A 24,903-nucleotide genomic window follows, 5' to 3' on the forward strand; every position below is an offset into this window, starting at 1 on the left:
ATCGCCTAGCCTAACTTATATACGGTGGCGGGGGTTTGGTAACCCAGGGACTGGTGTGGACGAGTATGATTATAAAAGTCCAGATAGCGATGGATGCCATTTCGTGCTTCCCTTGGAGTCGCGTAATCGTGAAGATACACCTCTTCATACTTGACACTGCGCCATAAGCGTTCGGTAAAAATGTTGTCCAGCGCTCTTCCCCTCCCGTCCATGCTAATTCGCACATCTACAGCCTTTAGCAGGTCGGTGTATTGGGGACTCGTGAAATGGCTGCCCTGGTCGCTATTGAAAATGTCGGGTTTATGCACCGCCAGTGCGCGGCGAACCGTATCGAGTACAAAGTCAATCTCTAAACTTTGATCCAGTTGCCAAGCCACAACAAACCGGGAATACCAATCCAAAACGGCGACCAGGTACATCCAGCCTTGTCGCAGACGAATGTAGGTGATATCTATACCAAAGACCTGGTTGGGTCGCTCCATCGTGAGGCCACGCAGCAAATAGGGATAGGTCCGGTTTTGCAGATTACGCTTGCTCAGATTTGGGCCGGGATAGATGGCAGCTAAGCCCATGTCCCGCATATAGACCTGGACGGTATTGCGGTGAATGCCTTCGCCCTCCCGCTGCAGCATGGCGGCAATCCGCCTGGAGCCCATAAATGGGTACTGCGTATAGATTTCATCAATCCGGTGCTTGAGGCGTATTTCCTCCGGAGAGGGAGGAGCCGGCTTGTAGTACAGGCTGGTGCGATTCAAGCTGAGCAACTCGGCTTGCACCGTGAGGGACAGTTCGGGGTGATCCCGTTCGAACAGAGCGATACGGGCTCCACGGGTCATTTCAGAGGCCAGATTTTTTTTTGAGCCACGCATTATGGGTCGTGAGCTTCCCAACTTCGGCGTAGAGGTCATTGATCTTTTGTTCGTAGTCGGTTTTCATTTTGGTGATGCCTTTGCGATCATCCACAAACAGCTGATGCAAATTCTGAACAGCTTCTGTTTTCCACCGCTGGAGGACATTCGCGTGGATGCCATGCTCGCTTGCCAGCTGGGAAACCGACTTTTCTTCCTTTAATATTTCCAGTACGATCTGCGCTTTCTGCTCGGGGGTAAATTTTCTTCGCACGGTACTCATACAACTAACTTGCTCCTTTTTTGCTGTCTGAATTTCTTAGTCCATTATAGTTGCTGATGGATCTGCAATGTAAAACAGCCGCTCCACAACTCCGCTCATCGTACTGCTTCCTATATTAGCTCATTTTTCCAGCTCGGCTAGACCGATCTCAGGCCGTTCGTGCAGGATGGTCAGCTACATAGCTTAACTCTTCATTTATGTAATAGTCAACATAACACACGCTTTTTTTCTGAAAATTAACAAAATAAAAGACAGTTTTCTGAAAGCCAGAAATGAACTGTCTGATTCCATCATTTATTATACTTGTCCGGCTGCTGTAATTTTACCCAATAGATAAACGAGCAGATTCTGGTTATGCATGGAGATTCGGCCAAGCGCCGAGGATAGAAAATCATTGCGAACTTGAATGCCCCGGTCTGCTTCCTCCATGCCGTGGTTTGTGATCAGGATCCACACGATTCTGCGGTCCTCCTGATCTCTCACACGGGTGACAAGCTCGTTTTTTTCCATTCTGTCCAGCAACATGGTGACTGCAGCAGGTGTCGTGGCAAGGTACGGGATAAGCTGTGAGGGCTTCATCCGGCCATTCTCCTGAAGCACTTCCAGTACTGTCAGCTGCGACTCGGTCAACGATGGTGCCAAGTGCTGTTCCATATATGCTTTATAATCTTTGGTCAACTTAAACCACAGCTTGGCAAATTCAGACGTTTGCACTCTTTCATCTCCTCTCAGCAGTCATTTGCAAGCACGTTGTAAAAGCAACTTATTCATGCTGTTAAATTTCGCCGTGGCGCCTTCTTTTCCTGCCCTGTTAACCCCAAGATAGCCAAAACAGGAAATAAGTCATACATACACCCAAGGGGTATCCTGCATTTCGACAGCCGTCATTAAAAACCTTTCCATCTTGACAGACAGAGCCCGACAATAAGCGGAAAAGGCGAACCGGAAGCCCCATAAGACTCGGCGCATCCCGTATACGTTCTGACACGCTCCAAGAACGAAGCATTCCTACAATCGCTGTTGCCCCCCAATTTCTAACTATTTTCTAGAGGAGGAAATTCGGTGGCAAAGGCGAGCGCTATCGCTTTTCCGGAATTGCTTCGTCCTTTCCGCTGCTGCGTGCGCGTGCCTACTTAAAAGGAATCGCCAAGCTTATGCGATTCCTTAAATAACAAGAAAGGTCGAGAACAGGGGAGTTATCCTGTTCTCGACCTTTGCGGAGTCAAAAGCCCTTATTCTCTTCATCTTCGAATAAGCAAGCAAAAATACTTCCCTTGAACAAGCGAAGCGTTCAAGGGATACTACCCTGCCAAGTGCCCGGAATTGTCCTGAAGAAGCGGAGCGTTCGCCTTTATCCCCGGATTTCTTCCGCTGCCTGCTTCAATCAGGAAATCCGGGGATAACAGCGATCGGAAGGACAATCCGGGCACGCCTAACTCCGGGCACGCTTCCTTACTCAACCCCTGACGAGCTCTGCGGCTCTGGACGGAGCCGCACGTCCGCCACAAGGTCCTTCTTCTCCAAAGGAACAAGCTGTTTTCCCGTGTCCTTGCGGCCCATTAACGGCGCTTTCTCGGAAAGGATGGCTACAGATTGCCCTTCGCTGGTAACAGCAGTCAACTGTACAGCCTCCGTAACGTGGAAGGCGGCCATCAGCCTGGAGCCGTTCGGACGAACCCGCTTGCCTTCCTTGAATTCAAAGGTGGCGATGCCTTTGCCACCCCGGCCCTGAAGCGGATAATCGAGTAGCAGCGATCTCTTACCATATCCGAGATCAGACACTACCAGAATCTCTCCTTCATCCTCCTGAACCCACAGCGTGGCGATGACTTCGTCACTCTCCGCCAACTGGATACCCCGGACACCAGCAGACACACGGCCCATCGCATTTACCTCGTTCTCACGGAAACGAATGCTCATTCCGGCGCGGGTGACTAGCATCAGATCACGCGAATTGTCACTCAGCGTGACTGACAGCACTTCATCATCCGCAGCCACCTTGGCTGCGGCTACCGCGCTGGAGCGCTTGGTGGCGTAGTCCTTCAGCTCCGTTCGTTTGACCTGCCCCTTGCGGGTGACAAAAACAAGACTTTTGCCCTCTTCTTCCATGTTCTTCACCGGAATGATGCTGACAATCCGGTCTTCCTTCGATAAAGGAATAACATTGACTATTGCCGTGCCCGGCTCCTTCCACTTATATTCAGGAATCTGGTGCACAGGCAGCAGGAAGTATTGCCCCCTCTGTGTGAAGACGAGCAGCGAGTCCAGAGTATTCACATCCAGCAGCTCAGTAATATAATCGCCTTCCTTAACGCCAGAGCCGGAGCGCTCTCCCCCGGAGCGGGTAAAGGACAGCAGGCTGATGCGTTTTACATAACCCTGCCTGGACAGGGTCACGAGCACATCCTCCGAGCTGACCATGACCTCAAGGTTCACCTTGATTTCTTCCACTTCCTCCTGGATCGCGGAGCGGCGGTCGATGCCGAAACGCTCGCGGATTTCCAGCAGCTCCTTGCGGATGACATTGATCAGTTTGCGGTCACTGTCCAGAATGGCGCGCAACTGGGCAATTTTCTTTTGGATGTCAGCCAGCTCTTTTTCCAGAGAAGTAATCTCCAGATTGGTCAAACGGTACAGCTGCAGGGTCAGGATAGAGTCCGCCTGGCGCTCGCTGAAGCCGAACATCCACTGTAAATTGTTCTGCGCATCCTGACGGTTTTTGGATGCCTTGATCGCCGCGATCACCTCATCCAGAATATTAAGCGCTTTAACCAGACCTTCGAGCACATGAGCACGGTCCTCCGCCTTCTCCAGCTCAAATTGGGTGCGGTGGGTAACGACTTCGCGCTGATGCGCAATATAGGCCTCCAGAATTGCTTTCAGCCCCAACTGATGCGGAGCCTTGTTCACGATAGCCACCATATTAAAGTTATAGGCTACCTGAAGATCCGTCTTCTTTAAAAAATAAGCCAGTATGCCTTCCGCATCGGCGTCTTTCTTCAGTTCAATCACAATCCGCAATCCTTCGCGGCCGCTTTCGTCACGAACCTCGGCGATGCCCTCGACCTTTTTCTCCAGACGGATATTTTCCATGGCGGTAACCATGCGGGATTTGACCACCTGATAAGGAATTTCGGTAATGACAATCTGCTGTTTACCGCCCCGCAACGATTCAATTTCCGTCTTGGAGCGGATATAGATGCGTCCCTTGCCTGTTCTGTACGCTTCCAGAATACCGTCCCCGCCCATAATCAGGCCGCCTGTCGGGAAGTCGGGCCCCTTGATAAAGGTCATGATCTCTTCCAGTTCAATGGAAGGCTTCTCCATCACGGCGATGCAGGCATCGATCACCTCGCGCAAATTATGAGTAGGGATTTCAGTAGCAAAACCCGATGAAATGCCGCTGACCCCGTTGACCAGCAGATTCGGATAACGTGAAGGCAGTACAACAGGTTCTTTGGCCGTATTATCAAAATTGTCTTTGAACAGAACCGTCCGCTTCTCAATATCGCGCAGCATTTCCATCGCGATCGGCGAAAGCCTGGCTTCCGTATAACGCATGGCCGCAGCCGGATCGTCATCCCGCGAGCCCCAGTTGCCATGGCCATCAACAAGCACATGCGCCATTTTCCATGGCTGGGCCATGCGGACCATCCCCTCGTAAATCGGTGCGTCGCCGTGGGGATGATAATTACCCATGACATCGCCGACGGTCTTCGCCGCCTTCCGGTACGGTTTATCCGGGGTATTGCCCGAATCGTACATGGAGTACAAAATGCGACGCTGTACAGGCTTCAGACCATCGCGCACGTCAGGAATCGCCCGGTCCTGAATAATATACTTGGAATATCGGCCAAACCGGTCGCCGACAACCTCTTCCAGAAAAGCTGGCAAAAACTGTTCTGATATGCTCATCTAAGCACCTCTTTTTAAAAATAACCGTTCATCGTTGATGCTATGCATGAATATCGTTTACTCTTCATATTCGGTAAAATCCACATTTTCAACAATCCATCTTTTGCGCGGATCCACCTTATCCCCCATTAACGTTGACACCCTGCGCTCCGCCTTGGCCGCATCCTCAATCTGCACCTGTAAAAGAATACGCGACTCCGGATTCATCGTCGTTTCCCACAGCTGATCCGGGTTCATCTCACCGAGTCCTTTATACCGCTGCAGCTCAAAGTTCTTCCCGAATTCCTTCAGGTAGTTTTGCAGTTGCTCATCGCTCCAGGCATATCTGACCGTTTCCAGCTTGCCTGATTTGCGTGTGATTTTGTACAGCGGCGGCTGTGCGATATAGACCTTCCCGGCATCGATCAGCGGTTTCATATAACGATAGAAGAACGTGAGCAGAAGCACTTGAATATGAGCGCCGTCCGTATCCGCATCCGTCATGATGATAATTTTCGAATAATTGCTGTCTTCAACGGAGAATTCCGTACCGATCCCCGCTCCGATCGCGGAAGTGATGGCACGATACTCCTCATTCTTCAGAATGTCGGCCAGCTTCGCTTTCTCGGGATTCATCGGTTTGCCCTTCAGCGGCAAAATCGCCTGAATCTTGGAGTCCCGTCCCTGCTTGGCCGAGCCCCCAGCCGAATCTCCTTCAACGATAAACAGTTCGTTGCGCGTAAAGTCCTTGGACTGCGCAGGAGACAGCTTGCCGTTCAGATTGGAGCTCTCGCTGCGCTTTTTGCCTGAGCGCATTTCATCCCTTGCTTTTCTTGCCGCTTCACGCGCCTTGGAAGCCTGGATCGATTTCTTGATCAAGGTTTGGGCTACCTGCGGATTCTCCTCCAGAAAACGCTGCATGTTCTCGGCCACAATCGCATCCACGGTACTGCGCGCCGAAGCGCTCCCCAACTGATCCTTGGTCTGTCCGACAAATTCCACCTCAGACATTTTGACACTGATGACGGCCATCATGCCTTCACGCAGGTCATTGCCTTCGAGATTTTTTTCCTTCTCCTTTAGCATTCCGGTACGGCGGGCGTAATCGTTCATCACACGCGTATAAGCTGTTTTGAATCCGGTCTCATGTGTACCGCCGCCGCGGGTCGGAATGGAGTTAACGAAGGAAGCAAGCGTCTCCGTATAACCCGCATTATACTGAATAGCCACTTCTACCTCGATATCTTCCTTTTCACCGGTGAAGTGAATCACATCGTGCAGGACGTCCTTGCCCTCGTTCAGGAACGCGACAAATTGGCTGGCTCCGCCCTCATAATAAAATTCATCGCTTTTGCCATTGGGCTCATCCTTCAGGACAACGCGGAGGCCGGAGTTGAGGAAAGCAATTTCCTGCAGCCGCTCGGCAAGCGTATCATAATTCAGATTGATGCCGTTCTGAAAGACACGAATATCGGGTTTGAACGTGATTTTGCTGCCGGTTTTGTTCGTATTCCCAAAGGCCTCAAGCCCGGTAACGGGTTCTCCGACATGCTCAACCCCCTGCTCATCCTGCCAATATTCAAACCGCTGGCGGTGAATTTTGCCTTCCCGGTAAATCTCTACTTCCAGCCACTCGGAAAGCGCGTTGGTTACGGACGCCCCTACGCCGTGCAGACCGCCCGATTTTTTATACCCGGAACCGCCGAATTTACCGCCAGCGTGCAAAATCGTAAATACAACCTGGGGAGTCGGTATACCCATCTTATGCATTCCCGTTGGAATGCCCCGTCCGTTGTCCAATACAGTAACAGAACCGTCCTTATGCAGCGTAATTTCGATTCGGGAGCAAAATTTGGCGAGATGCTCGTCAACCGCATTGTCTACTATTTCCCATACCAAATGATGCAGCCCCGAAGAACTGGTGCTCCCGATGTACATGCCCGGCCGTTTCCGTACCGCCACAAGCCCTTCGAGAACTTGAATGTCGTCCGCCCCGTAATCCGAAGCCTGACGGTCATTCCCGTCAGCTCCCCTGGCGAACAAGTCGATTTCGTCGACCATTCATGCTCCCCCTTTGTCTAATCATGACCTTGTTTAAAGCAAAAATGCAAACAGATGTTTTCTTTTATACTTTGTCCATTTTAATTCAATATATCCCGTTTCGTAAAGACGGCGAATGAAACGATCAGCGCTGATATACCCCAAACAGACAGCACAGTCAGAGAAAACGGCAGTGTCATGCCCTCAATTGGCGCGGGGTTTCCAGCCAGATATGCTGTCAATCCGAGATTCACCATAAACAGATATTTTGCGCTTTCCCAGGAAGAAGCCATATTGGTCAGAATCGTGCCTGCGATCAATGCCGACATCATGACCACTATGCTCGCCGCCGTACTGCGGAGAAGGACGGAAACCATAAACGCCAGCATGGCAACAATCATGCTCACAAACCAGATCAGCCCGCACTGGAGCAGCATGTATTTCCACTGCGGCACCGCCTGAACGGCTGACATATCCACATTCGAGCCTACAATCCGGAAACCGGTGAATACCGGCACCCCAAAGCCTTTGTAGCCGAAGAAAAGCCCGGAAATGAGATAGCTCATTACAAAGGTGGATACCACTATGAGCGAGACGAACATAAAGAGCGCCAGCAGCTTGCTTAACAGCACCTTCCACCTGCGGACTGGTCTTGTAAGCAGCATCTTGATGGTGCCTGTCGTCCGCTCCCCGGATACGAGATCCGATGCGATCGCCATAATGAGCAGCGGGATGAACAGATTGACGGAATTGTCCATAAATTCACGGGTGAAGGTAACCGCTCCCGGCTCATTGGGATTGATGTCATGCTCTAAATAATACTGCATTTGCTGAATAAAAACACTTCGGTACCTTTTCCATTCCTCAGGGACCCGGTCGCTGCCAAGCGAGTTCTGGTTGTCCGTGATCGCCTGCTGCAGCTCAAGCCGCCAGTCACCGCCAAATTTCTCGCGGTTTCTCTCCGCGGCTTTAAGCTGGGCATACGTAAATATAGGCACGAGAACGAGCAAAATGAGCAGAATGATATAAAATCTTTTTCTTTTCATAATTTTGATCGTCTCGTTCTTCACTAAAGGCAGTATGTTATTCAAGCACTTCACCCTCTGTCATCTTCAGGAATAGCTGCTCCAGAGTAGGATTGATCGGGCTTACACGGTGCACCTCGATGCCAGCCCCTGTGAGAAGGGCAACCAGTTCAGATATATGCCTTTCCTCCATTTCGGTGAATATCGCCCCTTCACCCGCAGAGGCAATGATGCTGTCATCCACCTGCTCGTCCGGCCGCTCAAGCACCTTGACGAACGGCGAGCCTTGAAGCAGAGCCATCCCTTGCTCACGCGGGTGCAGTTGCCAGATTGCGAGCCGTGAATGATCCGCAACCAGTTCCTTAACTTCGCCTACTGTTAGCACGTTGCCGTGGCTGATTATGGCCACCCGGTCGCATAGCAGCTGAATTTCGCTCAACAAGTGACTGGATACGAATACGGCCATGCCCTGCTCGGCCAGCTCCCTGATGAAAGCCCGCATTTCCTTGATACCCTTGGGGTCCAGCCCGTTGGTCGGCTCATCAAGGATTAACAGCTTCGGCCTGCCCAGCAGCGCCTGCGCAATGCCGAGCCGCTGCCGCATGCCCAGGGAGTATGTATTGACCTTGTCGTGAATCCTCCGGTCCAGCTGAACGAGATGGACAACCTCTTGAATGCGGGCAGCGTCGATTCCCGGCTGCATACGCGCAAAGTGCTCAAGATTTTCCCAGCCTGTAAGGTAGCCGTACATTTCCGGATTTTCAACAATTGAGCCGACAAAAGTGAGTGCTCGCTCCGGGTCCCGGTTCACATTGTATCCGCAGACGCTGATCGTTCCCTCCGTCGGTTTGATCAGATCCACCAGCATGCGAATGGTGGTCGTTTTGCCGGCCCCGTTTGGTCCGAGGAAACCAAAAATCTCCCCTGCGTATACATCAAAAGTTACATCCTGGATGATCCAGCGGCGTCCTATCTTTTTCTTTACATGCTGTACGGATAATACCGTTTCCCGCTCATGTGTGTCCATTATTCATCCGCCTCCCCGCCGGGCGATGCTGTGGCGAAGCCCTGAACGATCCGTTCCGCAATGGCCTGATACCCTGCGCCGTTCGGGTGAAAATGATCTGAAGAAAGGTAGGCAGGCAGGTTTTGCCAAAACAGGTCGAACGTCGGAATCACACTCATGTTATCGTTTTTGTTCGTAATCGTAAGCGCCGCTTCATTCCATTCGCTGACCACGGTATTGCCGGGAGCTTTCAACTCCGCCAGATCGCTGAAAGGATTGTACAGGCCGAGATACAATATTCGCGCATCCGGATTGATGGTGTGCAGCCTGTCCAGTATCTTCTGCAGGCGTGCCGAAGCCGCCGGCAGGGTTGTCCTCAACTGCTCCGCTGTCGGGGGCTCCGAGCCGCTCTGGAGAGCCTGTCCGCCTGCAAACAGATCGTTCCCACCGATGGAGAGCATGATCACGTTGGCTTCCTTGAGAACATATTGTACACCTGTCTCGTCAAGTCTGGTCAAGAGGGCGTCTGTCGTAAGCCCGTTAATTCCAAGATTATTAATCAGCTTGGCATGCATCCCGTTTTTGTCCAGCAGATCGACCGCTCTTCGCACGAATCCGCTTCCCGAGTCGTCCCCCGTTCCTCTGGCAAGCGAATCTCCGATAGCGACGGCTCTGATCTCATTCCCGGCCGCAGGAGACGGGACCTGTCCGCTTTCCGGTGCAGCAGCGGGCGGAGACACTGGCGCTGGCGAAAGATTCCCGGCAACAGCAGCTGCAAAACCGTATATAAGAAGCAATGTGGCTGCAATGGACAAGGTGCTTGTTATTCTCCAGATCCAGCTCGTTGAATTCAACCTGCATACCTCCCGAATGCCCTAATCTACCTAAAGATAAAGCTTCTTTTTCCGATTTGCAAATTTCCCCTTTGCTGCGGGCGCCGGAAAGTGATTTTGTAGAGAACGCAAAAAAGCAGATCAGGAATCTCAGTATTCCCGATCTGCTTTTTCCTATTTCGTTTATTTTCCGACAAATTCCTGCACCCAGTAGCCGTTATAATAGCCGATACCGATCAGCGTGAAGTTCGGGCTCATAATATTTTTACGGTGTCCCTCACTGTTCATCCAGTCTTTCATGACCTCTTCAGGCGTCTGTTGTCCCATGGCAATATTCTCACCGGCATAGGAATAGGAAATGCCGAATTTCTTCATCATATCAAATGGTGAACCGTAGGTTGGCGAGTTATGATCAAAGTAGTTGTTCTTGCTCATATCCTTCGCTTTTTCCAGCGCCATGTTGGAAAGGTTCGCATGGCTGGTCAACGGTTTCAAACCTGCTTTGCTGCGCTCCTGATTTACGAGGGCGATAACTTGCGCTGTAAACTGCGACTTATCTGTTGATGGCTTAGTTGTAGTAGTGTCCGGATTAGACACCGGCTGTGTCGGAGCCGCCGGCTTTGGTGCGGTTTGTCCGCTTTCCGGCAAGTTTACTGTATCTCCGGCATAACCGTTATCGTTGAGCCATTGCTGAATATAGGAAGATAAGTCCGTTGAAGTCGTTGGCGCAGGTGCCGCTGATGCTGGCAAGACCAATGCTGCGGACAACGCTGCTGTCAGGGTTCCTGTTGTCAAAATCTTTTTCCACGTATGTTTCAAAGATCTCATCTCCCAATTTTAAAATTTACAAAAAGGTTACAAACTTGTCATCAGCACAGTGTCAGTATAACATGATTCAACCCGAGGTTCCTAACCCAAATTTATGGAAATTCACCTTCGAAATCACAGAAAAAGCCGCGGCAGAACCGCGGCTTTGTTACTTTTATAGTTATGTCTTACTTTTTGGTTGCATATTTTCTCATATCAATGGCGATTGCAGCCACGATGATGAGACCTTTAATAATCAGCTGCCAGTAAGGGCTGACCCCGATAAATGTCAAACCATAGTTGATAATGGTGAAAATGAATACCCCTACGAGTACGCCTGGCACAGTTCCGATACCGCCGGAAGTGGATACCCCGCCCACGACACATGCCGCGATGGCGTCAAGCTCATACATGTTACCGTAGTTGTTCGTGGCACCGCCTGTACGTGCAGCTTCCAGCACCCCGGCCAGGCCATACAGTGCGCCGGCAATCGCATAGATCCAGATCAGGTTTTTGGATACATTGATGCCGGATACCTTTGCAGCCTGAATATTGCCGCCGATGGCATACATGTTTTTACCAAGCTTTGTTTTGTTAAACACGACCCACACGATGACAGACACAACAATGGCAATGATGACGATGTACGGGATGGAAAATTCCCCGCTGCCGATGAATCCGGAGCCGATAGTCGTGAAATCAGGACGCAGACCGCCAATCGGCTGGGAGACGTTCGGTTCCATATCAAAATACAAGGAGTTCAAGCCATATACGGCAACCATGGTGCCGAGTGTGGCGATAAACGGCGGTACGTTCAGCTTGGCTACAACCCAGCCATTGATCATACCGCACACCAGACCGATAATGACAGCCAGCGCAATCGGGATGATGACGTTCAGCTCCGGCAGATCCGGGAAGAAGCGGCGCGGATAATCGGATACCTGCAGCATGGATGCCGAGATGACGGCAGATAGTCCGACGATCCGTCCGGCAGACAGGTCCGTTCCGGCTGTAATCAGGATAAATGCCATACCGAGTGCAATGATAATACGGGTTGACGACTGTATGAGCACGTCACGCAGTGTATTTACGGCTATAAAGCTCGGATCATAAACGGCAATGCCTACGATGAGTACGAATAATACGATATAGATTGCATTTTGAGACAAAAGTCCCTTCATTTTTACAGTATTCATAATGAATGTTTCCCCCTCTGATTCTCCCTAGTGCTGGGCAGCCAGCCTCATAATCTCTTCTTCTGTGGCCTGTTCGCCTTCCAGCATTCCCGTAAGGCGCCCTTCCGACATCACCATAATCCGATCGGACATACCCAGCAGCTCCGGCATTTCGGAGGAAATCATGATAATGCTTTTCCCCTGCTTCGCCAAATCGGAAATGATGCTGTAAATTTCAAATTTGGCGCCAACATCGATACCGCGTGTCGGCTCATCCAATAAAAGAATGTCAGGCTCAGTCAGCAGCCAGCGGGCGAGCAGCACCTTTTGCTGATTGCCGCCGGACAGGTTCATGATGAGCGCTTTCGTATTCGGCGTCTTGGTGCGCAGCTTCTCGACCATTTTGTCCGATTCGCTCCGCTTCCGCTTCTCATCAAGCAGCAGGTACGGCTTCTGGTAACGGTCCAGGTTGGCGATGGCCGCATTCTCATGCACCGGCAGCACGGGAAAAATCCCCGTAACGCGCCGTTCCTCGGTCAACAGCGCGAAGCCCAGCTTTTTCGCATCCTCCGGTGATTTGATTTTGACCGGTTTTCCGTTCATTTCAATCGTCCCGGATTCGATGGCCCGTAAGCCGAAGAGCGCCTCAATAACCTCCGTACGCTGTGCTCCGACCAATCCTCCAATCCCGAGCACTTCGCCCTTACGCAGCTCAAAGCTTACATCCTTGAACGATTTTGGCAGCGGGGAAGTTAATTTTTTTACACTCAGCACCACTTCGCCCGGCACATTCTCACGCTCCGGGAAACGTGAGGTCAGGTCCCGCCCGACCATTCTTGAAATGATCAGATCGGTGGTCAGATCGGCCGCAGGCCAGGTTCCTATTTTCTTGCCGTCACGCATAATGGTGACATCGTCCGAAATTTGCAAAATTTCTTCCATTTTGTGCGAAATATATATGATTGCCACCCCCTGCTTTTGCAGGTCCCGAATGATGCGGAACAAATGCTCCACCTCGACACCTGTCAGGGATGAGGTCGGTTCATCCATGACGATAATTCGCGAATGGAATGACACCGCCTTGGCGATTTCGATCGATTGGATTTTGGATACGGACAGCTTGCCGACAAGGGTCTCAGGCTCCAGATCGATATCAAGCTGACGGAACAGATCTTCCGTATCGGCTTTCATTTTTTTGTGGTCAACAAATTGCAAGGGACCAATGCCCTTGGTGGGAAAACGGCCCAGCCAGATGTTTTCCATCACATTCCGGTGCGGCACCGGATGCAGCTCCTGGTGAATCATGGAGATTCCATGATTCAGGGCATCCTTCGAATTGTTGATTTCCGTTTTGACACCGTTCAGCAGGATTTCTCCGCCGTCAGGCTTGTAAATGCCGAAAAGGCATTTCATCAGTGTCGATTTGCCGGCCCCGTTCTCACCCATCAGGGCATGGACCGTACCCGGCCGTACCTTCAGGGTCAGCCCGTCCAGCGCCTTGACACCAGGGAATTCCTTGGTAATGTCGTTCATTTCCAAAACATACTCATGTTGAGTCATCTGTTACGCCCCCTGCGTATTTGTCTTTAATGGAGAGGCACAGCACTCCTGGTTCCTATCCGGATAAAAGCGGAGCGGGTGAATGCTCACCCGCCCTGAATTTGTAACTGAGATTGTTACTCAACGGATGCGTCAGCGATGTTATCCTTAGTGATTTTTTTGTAGGAAATCCACACATACTGATTGTCTGTAATGTCGAAGCCTACATTTTCTTTGCTAGGCGTTTCGCCTTTGGCAAGTGTCGAGCTCAGGTTAACGGCTGCTTTACCTTGGCTGCCAGCATCATTCAATACAGTTCCCAGCAGTGTGCCGTCTTTCAACGCCTGCAGTGCTGGTTCAGTCGCATCGACACCTACAACCGGCATATATTTGTCACCCGTGAAATAACCTGCTGCTTTAAGCGCTTCTACAGCACCAAGTGCCATATCGTCGTTGTTGGCCAGCACAGCTTCGATCTTGTCGCCATTAGCGCCCAGGAATGCAGCCATTTTTTCCTGTCCTTTTACACGGTCCCACATTGCAGTATCTTCAGCAAGCTTCTCAACCTTGATGCCTGCATCTTCAATCGCTTTAACCGAGTATTGTGTACGCAGCTCGGCGTCCTGGTGGCCTGGCTCGCCTTTCAGCATGACATACTGGAGAACGCCGTCCTTGTTTTTGTCCGCTTCAGGATTGTTTTTGAAATAATCCGCAACCAGCTGACCTTCCATCGTTCCGGATTCTTCGGCTTTGGCACCGACATAATACACTTTATCCCACTTCTTCATATCTTCCGGCAGCGGCTCACGGTTCAGGAATACGACAGGAATATCCGCTGTCTTCGCCTTGTCGATGATGACACCCGCTGCTGTGCGGTCAACCGGATTCACGATCAAAGCGTCTTTTTTCTTGGTGATAAACAGATCCACTTTATCGTTTTGTGTTGGCTGGGAGTTTTGGCTGTCCACGATATCCACTTCAGCTTTTCCGGCCGCATTTTTTTCGATAGCGCTGCGGACACCGGACATAAATGTATCGTCAAATTTGTAGATCGCTGCCCCCACTTGCGGAAGATCACCGCCTCCACCTCCGGCGCCACCTGAGGAAGATTTGCTTCCGGATGAAGAACAGCCTGCCAGCGCTCCACTGACCAAGGCACCTGCAAGGAGTACAAAAGTAACTTTTTTCATCAATGATTAGACCTCCTGGTACGGCTCTGTAGCCGCTTTCTCTTTTGTTTACGCTTTCATTATCCTTGAAAAAACACCGTATTGTAATACAAAATCCTCATCAAAAACATGAAAATCCTCATCAATGTGTGAGGATTTTCATAGGTAAATAGTCCTTTCTCTATGTGGGCGAGCCGGGGCGCTACGTATGCATGCCGAGAGACGCTTTGTAAAAATCATCTGACAAACGGGAACAGCTGCTTCTGATTTTCCGGCCACATCATGTTGTTCAAATCGATCAGTTTGGTGCCCGTGTCCGTCCGGTCGGGGACGTCCAGTCCCTGAATGTATTCCACCGCCTGCTTCACGGCGAGATAGCCGTTACTGAACGGGTTTTGGATGACCGTCGCCTGTACGGTGCCCTCCTGCAGCATCTCCATCACCGCAGGCGGGCTGTCGAATGTTACAATCTTGACCTTCGGGACGAGACCGGCCTCGCGGACCGCCCGCCCGATACCCAGGCCCGCCTCCCCGCTGAGGCCCACAATGGCATCCAGCCCCGGATACCTCTTCAGCATTGCGGCAGCCTGCTGGTATGCCAGCTCCTGATCGGAGCCGCAGTACGCTGTCTCCACAATTGAGATGTCGGGAAAGCGTGCCAAATAATCCATCAAACCTTCTAGCCGCTGGTCCGCATTACGCGCTCCTTTCACAAAATTAATGATCCCGATTTCCGCTTCCGGTCCGGTAAGCGTACTCAACCGTTCGGCCGCAAGCTGTCCGGATGCGTAATTGTTTGCACCAATAAAGGCAACTGGACGAGCTGACGCGACCTCCGCATCCATCGTGATGACCGGGATGCCAATGGCCCGATCCGTTACCTGAGCCAGGGCCATATAATCGCCCGCCGCCAGAATGATAGCATCCGGGTCCGCTTGGATAGAGGCTTCCATCAGTTTGATTTGTCCCTCGATATCCGTTTCACGGTCAGGGCCGCGAAAATTTAACTTTACATTAAACTCCTTGGCGGCAACCTCTGCTCCCAATTTTACTGTATTCCAATACTCGCTGTCCTTCTGTTTGACGATCATATCGATCTGCAGCGGTGTAGTGACGGCTGTCGGTTCCGCACTCTGGCCACCGCAGCCAGCAAGCAGTCCGGTAAACAGCCAAAGGCTGGCCAGCACCCATGATTGATAGCGCTTCAAGCTCCATCCCTCCCCGATGCAGCATCCTCAAGCGGCAAAGACGGTATTCTGATCGTGACCGTCGTCCCTTCTTCCAGCTCACTGTCGAAGTGCAGACCATACCCGTCTCCGTAATAGAGCTTGATTCGCTTGTGCACATTGGCAACCCCTACGCCGGAGCCTTTTGCAGATCTGTGCTCCCCCGTCAGGATACGCTCCAGTGTCTCTTCTCTCATGCCCAGCCCATTGTCGGAGACGGTGATCAGGATATCCCCGCCATCAGCCCGGGTGCTGATGCGGATGAGGCCCTTATCCGCCATCTCCTCGATGCCGTGCACAATCGCGTTCTCTACGATAGGCTGCAAAATGAGCTTCAGGCACTGGAAATGCCGCAGGCCTTCATCCGCTTCAATCACGTAATCAAAACGATCCTTATAACGTACCTTCTGAATGATCAGATAATGGCGCACATGCTCCAGCTCATCTCCCAGTGAAATAATCTGCTTGCCCTTGCTGAGACTGATGCGAAAGAACTTGGATAATGAGGTTATCGCTTTAACCACTTCGTCATTTTGCCCTCTCTCCGCCAGACGAATCACCGTGTTCAGCGTGTTGTACAGAAAATGCGGATTGATCTGGGCCTGCAGCACGTCAAGTTCGCTCTTGCGTTTTGCCTCCTGCTCGCGGATGCTTTGCTCCATTAGTTCGCGGATGCGGGCCAGCATCCGGTTGAAGCTGCCGGACAGCTGCTCGATTTCGTCCGCTCCCCGCACCTGAATCGGCGTATACAGATCTCCCTTTTCCACTTTGCGTACTGCTTTTTCCAGCCGCTGTATCGGCTTGGATATGCTTGTCGAAACGAGGACGGATAAAATGAGCACCACAATGAGAACCTCCGCCAGAAACCAGACAATAAAACTGTTCAGCTCCTGCTTGGTCGTCAATATTTCCTCCGGAAAAGCAACGCCGACAATTTTCCAACCGATCGGATTGACCGTCTTGACGGTAATGAGCCGTTCTTCCCCTGTGGATTGATCGATATATCTGCCATAGGAGTAGCTCAGAACCGGCTCGATATTCTCATATTTCAAGCCGGCGTATATAAGCTGCTGCTGCGGATGGTATACGATGTTGCCTTGTGAATCGATAATATACACATAACCCCGCTTGCCCAGACTGACCCTTTTCGAAAGCTCATCGATCGTCCTGAAATTAACGTCCACCAACAGAATGCCTTTCTTCACTTCTCCCCCCTGGCGGTAAGCAACCTGTCCACTCATGGAAACAACCCATTTGTACTGACCCGGGAACAGATTCTGGATGTGGGGAGGAGAAAAGGTCATTACCCCCTCTCCCCGCAGCGCGCTCTCGAACCAGCTTTGCGAAATCAGATTCGTGTTCCGCTGCAGCTTCCGGTCCGGCATGTCCAACACCATGTCCCCCCCGGGGGTGAACAGCGCAAAGGAAACGACATCCTGTCTCGTTCCGAGCACGGCCGACAGCTGCTCATGCAGCTTGCTGTCCGAGATGTCCTCCGCCGCGGCGATTCGTTCACCGGCCACCTCGTAGATGCCCATCATGCCCTCCACATAAATCTCCAGATTGTAGCTCACCTGCCCGATAATCTGCTGAATGTTAAGAAAAGCATTCTCCTCCGCCGTGTTCGAAAATTTGTTGTACAGCAAACCGCTGACGACCAAAACGATAAAAACAGTCAGCAGCATGAAGGACAAGCCGATCAGGAAGCGGATGCTTCTCCATGGCAATGACCCGAGCATTGCACGAAGACGGCCGAGCAGTCCTGCCAAAGGTGTTATTTTCATGCTGTCGGTTCAGCCTCCTCGGGAGCTGTTGCGGTATTCTTTAGGTGTGATGTTGAACGTCTTCCGGAAGCAGTAGCTGAAATAGTTGGAGTCCGAAAAGCCGGTTTTCTCCGCAATTTCAAACGCCTTCAGATCGGTGGCGCGCAACAGCTCCTTGGCCTCTTCCATACGCAGCTGCATCAGGTAACCGACAAAGGTCATCTTCATCTCTTTTTTGAAAATACTGCTAAAGTAACCTGCGCTGATATGAAGATGGCTGCATACCTTGGCGATGGACAGATCGCTGTCGCTGAAATGCTCGCGCATAAACGCCTTGGCTTCCTCCACGAGCTTGCTGTACCCGGTTTCACGACGGCTGGAAATCAGACGGATCAGCGTATTGCAGGCATACGTAAACCACTGCTTTACCTCGGGTAAATTGTTCAGCCGGTATACCTCCGCAACCGGATTGGAAGCCGCACCGAACACGGACTCGATCCCGATGCCGGCCTCACGTGTCACTTTAAGGATTACCGTTAAAATTTCCAAAAGGTATACCTGGTAGTCCTGAACAGATACTGCGGCAGGCCCCAGATCCGTAAACAGGCTGTCCATCAGCTCAGCCAGTTCGGCGGAGGTGCCCACCTTCAATGTCCGTATGAGCGCCTGCTCCTTCAAGTCGTCAAAACGGAGCAGATCGGCTCTGCCTGACTCCACATCATCAATCAAAATAATGCGGTTGTTGCCAAGCACAAACCTGTAGTTCAACGCCCCGCAGGCGCTTTCATAGGAGATATAGGTGTTTTCAGCTTCCCTGAACTCGGTCCCGGCTCCGATCGTAACGGTGAGCTTTAAATATTTCTCCACACTGACCCGGATTTCATCCAGCCCGTTCAGGACATTGCGGGTAAATTGCTCGCTCTCCTCGCTGCGGCGGACAGACAGCAGCACGATATGATCCTGATGCATGAACACAAGGCCGCTCCCCTTCCTGCCCATGATTTCCTCCGCGATATTCAGCACCGCAAACAGCTGCAGCTGCCGGTTGCCCGAGCTGTGCAGTGAAATGCCGTTACTGCTGTCAGCAGGTCCGGACCAGTGATTCCCGTGAAGCCGGTCTATCGAAATCGCTGCTGCCATATAACCTTCTCCGGACAGATCCAGGTCGTACAGCCGCGATTTCTCCGCAATTTCCGTCTGCGGCAGGCGTCTTGAAATGAGCGAAATCAGAAAAAGCTCGCGCAGCAGCGGCAAGCTCCGTTTGTAATGATCCTGAAGCACCTGCAGATTTTCTTTATCCGCAATTTCACTTTCAATGCGGCTTTTCACCTTCAACAGTACATCCACCAGCTCACCCGCCGAAAATGGCTTGAGCACATATTCGTCGATATGCAGCTTGATGGCCCGCTGGGCATACTCAAATTCGTCGAAGCCTGTCAAAATAATAATTTTGGCTGTCGGCGCATGAAGCCGCACCCATTCTGCCAGCTGCAGACCATCCATAAAAGGCATCTGAATATCGGTGACGATGACGTCAGGCTGATGTTTCTCTACAAGCTCGCATGCCTCCCTGCCGTTCTCGGCCGTGGCGATGACTTCAAAGCCGTGCGCCTTCCAATCAATTTGCTCCAGCAGTCCCTCACGGACGTCCTGCTCATCATCTACCAGAATTAGTTTGTACATTGCATCATCCCTCATATCCTAAAACTTTGAAACAAGAGGTAGTTGAACACGCACATCAAGTGAATGTCCTTGAGTCGCTGTTTCGTGAAAGCGTTTCCCAAAAATCACTTTGGTATTGTATTATATCTTGTGCAGGAAGTAAATAGGGCAGAAAAAAAGAGCCGGCCACTTCCGTGCCGGATCAGGTTCATCACTATTTTTATCTGCTATTTGAGCTTTTTGATCAGTCGATAACCATGTTTTTCAAACCCGATGCGTTCGTAAAAATCGAGTGCGACTGCATTCCGTTCACGATTTGCGCCTGTGACTACCATATGCACGCCTCCGTGCTCATTGCCCCACGTCTCCGCCTGTGCAACAAGCCTTCTGCCGATTCCTTCGCGACGGTATTCATTGCTGACAATCAGCAGCATGATCTGTGCGGCCGGCTCGGGATAGGCGTGGCTTTGCACAATCTGAACGCCGATGGCGCCGGCTACCTTTCCGTCAACTTCTGCCATCATGATGCAGGCATTAGGATCAGCTTCAATGGATTCCATACGTTCGCGCATGACGGCGCAGGTCATCGGATAATTGATTTCCCGCATCAAACCTGTAACGCATTCGCAGTCACTGAGCTCACCGGTCCGCAGCGTCAGCTCCGGAGCCAAAACGTTATTTGACATGGTTTACGTTAACCTCCACTTTAAGCTTATTAGCAGCTTCATTTGCAATTTTTCGGGCTGTTTCCACTTCATCGGCCGTGCTCAATGCTACAGCCATCCGCCGGCCCACTTTCGTCTCCGGCTTGCCAAATATTCTTACCTGGGTACGAGGCAGCTTCAACGCTTCCTCAATTCCGCCCACCGCATAATCCTGAACGGCGGTATTCGCTTTAAGCGTGGCGGAAGCCCCCGGGACGAGCAGCTGTACCTCGTGTACAGGCAGCCCGAGAATAGCCCGCACATGCAGGGCAAATTCGGATAAATCCTGCGTCGCCATCGTAACCATCCCGGTATCATGAGGACGGGGAGATACTTCGCTGAAGACGACGCCGGTGGATGTCAGAAACAGCTCGACACCGAAAATCCCGTATCCTCCCAGTTCATCCGTAATGCGACGCGCAATGTCCTGTGCCTGCTCCAACTGACCGGCTGTCATCTGATGGGGCTGCCATGATTCAACATAATCCCCGTCCTTCTGCACATGCCCGATCGGCGGGCAGAAGGTTGTCCCGCTTACCGAGCGTACGGTAAGAAGCGTGATTTCGCTTTCAAACGGAACAAAGGCCTCGACAATGACACGAGCCGTACGGCCACGTGCCCCTTCCAGAGCCGCGTTCCAGCAGGCAGGCGCTTCTTCGGGTGTCCGGCAAACAGATTGTCCCTTGCCCGAGGAGCTCATCAGCGGCTTCACCACACATGGTGTACCAAGCTCGGCCACCGCATGCTGCAGCTGCTCCAGGTTATCGGCAAAGCGGTACGCGGCGGTAGGCAGTCCAAGCTGTTCAGCTGCCAGCCGGCGAATCCCTTCGCGATCCATCGTAAGACGTGCAGCGCGGGCGGTAGGCACAACCTTGAAGTCCTCCTGCTCCAGCTCTTCCAGTGCATGGGTTGCAATCGCCTCAATTTCGGGGACGATCAGATCAGGCTGCTCCTTGCGGATCAGCGATTTCAAGGCTTCAGGGTCTTGCATATCGATACAATAGGACCGATGGGCTACCTGCATCGCAGGCGCATGCTCATAACGGTCCACGGCAATGCATTCCACACCGTATCGCTGTGCCTCAATAATAACTTCTTTTCCGAGTTCGCCACTGCCAAGCAGCAGCATTTTTTTCGCTCCAGCGGAAAAAGGAGCACCCCACATTTTGTTCCTTCCCCCTCAGACGATATAGCTCGTTCATCTTTATTTTCAGGGTTCACGGCCAATAATGCAATAGTGCTCCGCAATTTTCTTTACAAAAAACGTGATTTTGCGATAATTTTTTTACAAAAATCTGAATTGTGCTTCAACAAGCCCACGATAAACCCCTTGTTTTTCCATTAACTGGTCATGATTTCCTGCCTCCACGATCTCGCCATGATCCAGCACGATGATGTTGTCGGCGTTCCGGATCGTCGACAGCCGATGTGCAACCATGAAGGAAGTCCTGCCTTTCAGCAGCACCTTCAGGGCATCCTGGATTTTCACCTCCGTCTCGGTGTCGATGCTTGCCGTGGCCTCATCCAGAATGAGGATGCGCGGGTTCGCCAGCAGGGCGCGGGCGAAAGACAGCAGCTGTCTTTGCCCCATCGAAAGCACCGTTCCCCGCTCCTCAACCTCCGTTCCATATCCGCCGGGCAGCTGTGTAATAAATTCATGAGCGTGCACGGCTTTGGCGGCAGCCTCAATCTCCTCATCCGTGGCATCGAGGCGGCCGAACCTTATATTTTCGCGGATGGTACCGGAGAAAATAAACGTGTCCTGCAGCACGATACTGACCTGGCTGCGCAGACTCTCCACCTGGACATCCCTGATGTCGTGGCCGTCAATCGTCAGTTTGCCTGAAGTAATGTCGTAAAAACGGCTCAACAGGTTAATGATGGTACTCTTGCCGGAGCCGGTATGACCGACGAGCGCAATGGACTCCCCGGCCTTAACGGATAAGCTGATGCCCTTCAAAGCCTGCCGCCCTTTCTCATACTCAAACACGATATTCTCCAGTTCGATATCCCCGCGGATCGGCGGCAGCGGCACGGCCCCCGGTTTATCGGAAATGGCCGGTTTCTCATCCATAAACTCAAAAATGCGCTCTGAGGATGCCATCGCTACGAGCAGCTGGTTGTACATTTGCCCGAGCCGGTTAATGGGGTCCCAGAAATTGCCGACATAGGTGGCAAAGGCCACCAGATACCCGATGGTCAACTGCTCCGTCTGGATCAGGTATGAGCCGAACCAGAACAGTACGAGCGTCCCCAGCCCACCGGTGATTTCAATCAGCGGCCCGAACCCCTGGTTCATCGCGGACGCCTTGTCCCAGGAATTTTTGCTGGAAAGGTTCATGCGATCAAAGAAGGCCATGTTTTCATGCTCCTGCGTATACGCCTGGGTTACGCGAATCCCCTGAATGGATTCATTCAGATGAGAGTTGATGCGGGAGTTTTTCATTCTGACATCCTGCCAGGCGCGGCGTATCCGCACCCGCAGCTTGGTGGAGATGATGAACATCAACGGCACGGTCAGCATGACCGCCAGCGCCAGCTTCCAGTTGATCAGCAGCAGAATGACGATGATGCCTGACAGCTGCACGCAATCGATGAGCACATTCACCGCGCCGTTCGTAAACAGATCCTGCAGCGAGTTGATATCATTCGTGACACGAACGAGCACGGAGCCTGCCGGCCGCTTGTCAAAAAAGTTGAACGACAGCTTCTGAATATGCTTGAAGAGGTCGGCTCTGAGATCATAAATGACGCGCTGGCCGATAATATTCGTATATTTGATCCGGTACACACTCGCGCCCCACTGAATGATGTAAAGCACCAAAACAATTCCAGTCAGGGTCAGCAGCAGCTTGAGATTAGGAACCGTGATTGCCTTGTCAATGGCCTGGCTGGTCAAATACGGCACGGCAAGCTTTGTCATTGTGCCCAGCACCATCATCAGTGCAACCAGGGGAAGCATTTGTCTCGCGTAAGGCTTCATATAAGCGAACAGCCGCCTGAATTCCACCCAGTTAAACGGCTTGTCGATCACTTCGTCATCCTGATAAACAAAGCGTTCATTCATCGGCTTGGCCTGTGATTCTTCCTGTCGTTTACGCCTCATGAAAACGGAATTTTCGCTTCTCTGCATGTTTATATTCATGGATTCACCTTCTCCGCTGCGCTGGCCGTCTGCGCAATATGGTCTGCATATTGAATTTGATAGACATCCTGGTATACCCCCGGCGTGGACGTCAGTTCCTCGTGGGTTCCCCGCTGCACGACCCTGCCCTCCTCCAGCACCAGAATTTCATCGGCATGCCGGAGCGAGGAGATGCGGTGCGCGATAATAAAGGTTGTTCTTCCCTTCATAACCTCTTTAAAGCCAGCCTGAATCTCGTGCTCGGTTTCCATATCGACAGCGCTCGTCGCGTCGTCCAGGACGAGTATCTTCGGGTTCTTCAGCAGGGCACGGGCGATAGCGATGCGCTGCTTCTGTCCGCCGGACAGCCCCAACCCCCGTTCGCCCACGACAGTGTCGTAGCCATCCGGCAGTTCGCTGATGAAATCATGCGCCTGGGCCAGCTTCGAAACACGAATGATCTCTTCCATGCTCACATTGTTCATCCCGTAGGAAATGTTGTTGCGGATGGAGGAGGAGAACAGAAAAGTCTCCTGAAACACGGACGCGATCTGAGAGCGCAAATCCTTGATTTTGATATGGCGGATATCCATACCGTCCAGCTTGATGCTGCCTTCATTCACGTTGTAGGCGCGCATTAGCAGCTGAATAATAGTCGATTTCCCGGAGCCCGTACCCCCGAGCAGCCCGATTACGGAGCCCGGAGGCGCATCGATATTGATGTCCACGACGGCAGGCATTTTGTTTCCATAAGCAAACATTACATTTTCGAAGGTAATATGACCCCGGACCTTGGCGGGATCGAGCTTGATCACACCATCTTCATCCTTGACGTCCACCCGCTGGTGCAGCAGTTCAAGCACCCGTTCCCCGGAGGCTTTGGATTGCGTATAGTTGTTGATATGGAACCCGATGCTCCACATCGGCCCGATGATATACCAGATCAGGCTGAAAAAAGCGACCAGCTCGCCCAGCGTCAAGGATTGGCGGATGACCAGGTAACCACCCACGCCCATTAGCAGCACAACACTGACCGAGGCCAGCAGCTCCATGACCGGGAAATAGCGGCTCCACAGCTCTGCCGCGTTCAGCTGGTTTCGCTTGTAATACTCATTGCGCACCGTAAATTTATCCACTTCATGAGCCTCACGCGCAAAGGACTTCACCGTACGCACGCCGGTGATGTTCTCCTGTACAGCCGTTGTCAAAGAGCTCAAGGCCTGGCGCATATCTTGAAAGGTCGGGTGGATCTTGGATTCGAATTTGAGAGCGACAAAGGTGAGGAGCGGCATGCTGATAAGCGTAATCAGCGTCAGCTGCCAGTTAATGCTCATCATGACTACTGCACCGAAAAAGAGCATCAGCAGCACGTTGAGCAGTTGGGCGAACCCGAAGCCGATGAAGTTGCGGATCGCTTCCAGGTCCCCGGTAAGGCGGGACATGAGGTCTCCGGTTTTGGCGGTATCATAGTAGCGGAAGGATAAAAACTGAAGCTTCTCGTAACAGGCATTACGAAGACGGTAGGCCAAAAAATTTCCGAGCCTGCCGCCGAAAAATCCGTGAAGAAATTGCATAAAGGATTTGAGGATCACGACTCCCAGAGCCGTCAGGGCCAGCATGGGAACGTCTTCAAAATTGCGAGGCACAATTACGTCGTCAATCAACCGCCGAAGCAGTATCGGGTATACAAGCCCGAGCGCGGTGGCTATGGCAAGGCATAGGATTGAAAAGAGCAAGTAGTGCCTTCTCTCCTTGAAGAAGCCCTGCAGCTGCCTGAGAACATCCATGAGTTTTTCCCTCCATTA

18 protein-coding genes are annotated in these 24,903 nt (G+C 51.9%); all 18 read right to left on the minus strand.

From position 1 onward, the window contains the following. Positions 1–5 precede the first annotated feature (5 nt). The 18 genes from ACE5LO_RS02000 to ACE5LO_RS02085 all read right to left on the minus strand — a co-directional run bounded on the left by ACE5LO_RS02000 (position 6) and on the right by ACE5LO_RS02085 (position 24,885). Positions 6–1,131 (minus strand): IS3 family transposase gene (locus tag ACE5LO_RS02000; RefSeq protein WP_375518403.1). Its coding sequence is split into 2 segments (ribosomal slippage): positions 6–858 and positions 857–1,131, totalling 1,128 coding nucleotides; the frame shifts between segments, so codons are not numbered across the junction. A 297-nt stretch (positions 1,132–1,428) separates the two neighbouring features. Next, a complete protein-coding gene (locus ACE5LO_RS02005; protein ID WP_375518404.1) occupies positions 1,429–1,845 on the minus strand; it encodes a MarR family winged helix-turn-helix transcriptional regulator in 417 nt (138 codons plus the stop codon). Positions 1,846–2,583: 738 nt separating this feature from the next. Next, the gene (gyrA, locus tag ACE5LO_RS02010) at positions 2,584–5,046 is read right to left on the minus strand and encodes a DNA gyrase subunit A (protein WP_375518405.1); all 2,463 of its coding nucleotides are present in this window, start codon (positions 5,044–5,046) and stop codon (positions 2,584–2,586) included. Positions 5,047–5,103: 57 nt separating this feature from the next. Beyond that, positions 5,104–7,086 (minus strand): DNA topoisomerase IV subunit B, encoded by a 1,983-nt coding sequence (gene parE, locus ACE5LO_RS02015; RefSeq protein ID WP_375518406.1) that lies wholly within the window; start codon positions 7,084–7,086, stop codon positions 5,104–5,106. An 80-nt stretch (positions 7,087–7,166) separates the two neighbouring features. Next, on the minus strand, positions 7,167–8,156 hold the full coding sequence (locus tag ACE5LO_RS02020; protein WP_375518407.1) for an ABC transporter permease: 990 nt from the start codon (positions 8,154–8,156) through the stop codon (positions 7,167–7,169). Next, entirely contained in the window at positions 8,149–9,117 is a 969-nt protein-coding gene (locus ACE5LO_RS02025) for an ABC transporter ATP-binding protein (RefSeq protein ID WP_375518408.1), read from the minus strand. Before ACE5LO_RS02025 ends, ACE5LO_RS02020 begins: the two co-directional genes overlap by 8 nt. Further along, positions 9,117–9,950, minus strand: coding sequence for a GDSL-type esterase/lipase family protein (locus ACE5LO_RS02030; RefSeq protein ID WP_375518409.1), 834 nt, complete (start codon positions 9,948–9,950; stop codon positions 9,117–9,119). The genes ACE5LO_RS02025 and ACE5LO_RS02030 overlap by 1 nt, the downstream gene beginning before the upstream one ends. Before the next feature lie 162 nt (positions 9,951–10,112). Continuing rightward, a complete protein-coding gene (locus tag ACE5LO_RS02035; protein ID WP_375518410.1) occupies positions 10,113–10,748 on the minus strand; it encodes a CAP domain-containing protein in 636 nt (211 codons plus the stop codon). 176 nt (positions 10,749–10,924) lie between these two features. Then, positions 10,925–11,932, minus strand: coding sequence for a galactose/methyl galactoside ABC transporter permease MglC (gene mglC, locus ACE5LO_RS02040; protein ID WP_375518411.1), 1,008 nt, complete (start codon positions 11,930–11,932; stop codon positions 10,925–10,927). 27 nt (positions 11,933–11,959) lie between these two features. Continuing rightward, positions 11,960–13,471 (minus strand): sugar ABC transporter ATP-binding protein, encoded by a 1,512-nt coding sequence (locus ACE5LO_RS02045; protein WP_375518412.1) that lies wholly within the window; start codon positions 13,469–13,471, stop codon positions 11,960–11,962. Positions 13,472–13,587: 116 nt separating this feature from the next. After that, entirely contained in the window at positions 13,588–14,640 is a 1,053-nt protein-coding gene (locus tag ACE5LO_RS02050; RefSeq protein WP_375518413.1) for a galactose ABC transporter substrate-binding protein, read from the minus strand. A gap of 215 nt (positions 14,641–14,855) precedes the next feature. Then, positions 14,856–15,827, minus strand: coding sequence for a substrate-binding domain-containing protein (locus tag ACE5LO_RS02055; protein ID WP_375518414.1), 972 nt, complete (start codon positions 15,825–15,827; stop codon positions 14,856–14,858). Further along, the gene (locus ACE5LO_RS02060; RefSeq protein WP_375518415.1) at positions 15,824–17,629 is read right to left on the minus strand and encodes a sensor histidine kinase; all 1,806 of its coding nucleotides are present in this window, start codon (positions 17,627–17,629) and stop codon (positions 15,824–15,826) included. Before ACE5LO_RS02060 ends, ACE5LO_RS02055 begins: the two co-directional genes overlap by 4 nt. A 9-nt stretch (positions 17,630–17,638) precedes the next feature. Next, complete coding sequence (locus ACE5LO_RS02065; RefSeq protein WP_375518416.1) at positions 17,639–19,291, minus strand: response regulator transcription factor; 1,653 nt, start codon at positions 19,289–19,291, stop codon at positions 17,639–17,641. 206 nt (positions 19,292–19,497) lie between these two features. Further along, positions 19,498–19,956, minus strand: a complete 459-nt coding sequence (locus ACE5LO_RS02070; protein ID WP_375518417.1) for a GNAT family N-acetyltransferase — start codon at positions 19,954–19,956, stop codon at positions 19,498–19,500. Further along, positions 19,946–21,139: a formate-dependent phosphoribosylglycinamide formyltransferase gene (purT, locus tag ACE5LO_RS02075; RefSeq protein ID WP_375518418.1), complete on the minus strand. Its 1,194-nt coding sequence runs from the start codon at positions 21,137–21,139 to the stop codon at positions 19,946–19,948. The genes ACE5LO_RS02070 and purT overlap by 11 nt, the downstream gene beginning before the upstream one ends. Before the next feature lie 120 nt (positions 21,140–21,259). Next, positions 21,260–23,080, minus strand: a complete 1,821-nt coding sequence (locus ACE5LO_RS02080) for an ABC transporter ATP-binding protein (protein WP_375518513.1) — start codon at positions 23,078–23,080, stop codon at positions 21,260–21,262. Between the two features lie 35 nt (positions 23,081–23,115). After that, complete coding sequence (locus ACE5LO_RS02085; protein ID WP_375518419.1) at positions 23,116–24,885, minus strand: ABC transporter ATP-binding protein; 1,770 nt, start codon at positions 24,883–24,885, stop codon at positions 23,116–23,118. Positions 24,886–24,903 lie beyond the last annotated feature (18 nt).

The sequence above is a fragment of the Paenibacillus medicaginis genome (assembly GCF_042138635.1).
Classification (GTDB): domain Bacteria; phylum Bacillota; class Bacilli; order Paenibacillales; family Paenibacillaceae; genus Paenibacillus; species Paenibacillus medicaginis.

Coding starts and splice junctions, on each gene's coding strand:
- gyrA (WP_375518405.1), bottom strand. CDS start 5,046: ATGAGCATATCAGAACAGTTTTTGCCAGCTTTTCTGGAAGAGGTTGTC.
- parE (WP_375518406.1), bottom strand. CDS start 7,086: ATGGTCGACGAAATCGACTTGTTCGCCAGGGGAGCTGACGGGAATGAC.
- ACE5LO_RS02025 (WP_375518408.1), bottom strand. CDS start 9,117: ATGGACACACATGAGCGGGAAACGGTATTATCCGTACAGCATGTAAAG.
- mglC (WP_375518411.1), bottom strand. CDS start 11,932: ATGAATACTGTAAAAATGAAGGGACTTTTGTCTCAAAATGCAATCTAT.
- ACE5LO_RS02045 (WP_375518412.1), bottom strand. CDS start 13,471: ATGACTCAACATGAGTATGTTTTGGAAATGAACGACATTACCAAGGAA.
- ACE5LO_RS02050 (WP_375518413.1), bottom strand. CDS start 14,640: ATGAAAAAAGTTACTTTTGTACTCCTTGCAGGTGCCTTGGTCAGTGGA.
- ACE5LO_RS02060 (WP_375518415.1), bottom strand. CDS start 17,629: ATGAAAATAACACCTTTGGCAGGACTGCTCGGCCGTCTTCGTGCAATG.
- ACE5LO_RS02065 (WP_375518416.1), bottom strand. CDS start 19,291: ATGTACAAACTAATTCTGGTAGATGATGAGCAGGACGTCCGTGAGGGA.
- ACE5LO_RS02070 (WP_375518417.1), bottom strand. CDS start 19,956: ATGTCAAATAACGTTTTGGCTCCGGAGCTGACGCTGCGGACCGGTGAG.
- purT (WP_375518418.1), bottom strand. CDS start 21,139: ATGTGGGGTGCTCCTTTTTCCGCTGGAGCGAAAAAAATGCTGCTGCTT.
- ACE5LO_RS02080 (WP_375518513.1), bottom strand. CDS start 23,080: ATGAGGCGTAAACGACAGGAAGAATCACAGGCCAAGCCGATGAATGAA.
- ACE5LO_RS02085 (WP_375518419.1), bottom strand. CDS start 24,885: ATGGATGTTCTCAGGCAGCTGCAGGGCTTCTTCAAGGAGAGAAGGCAC.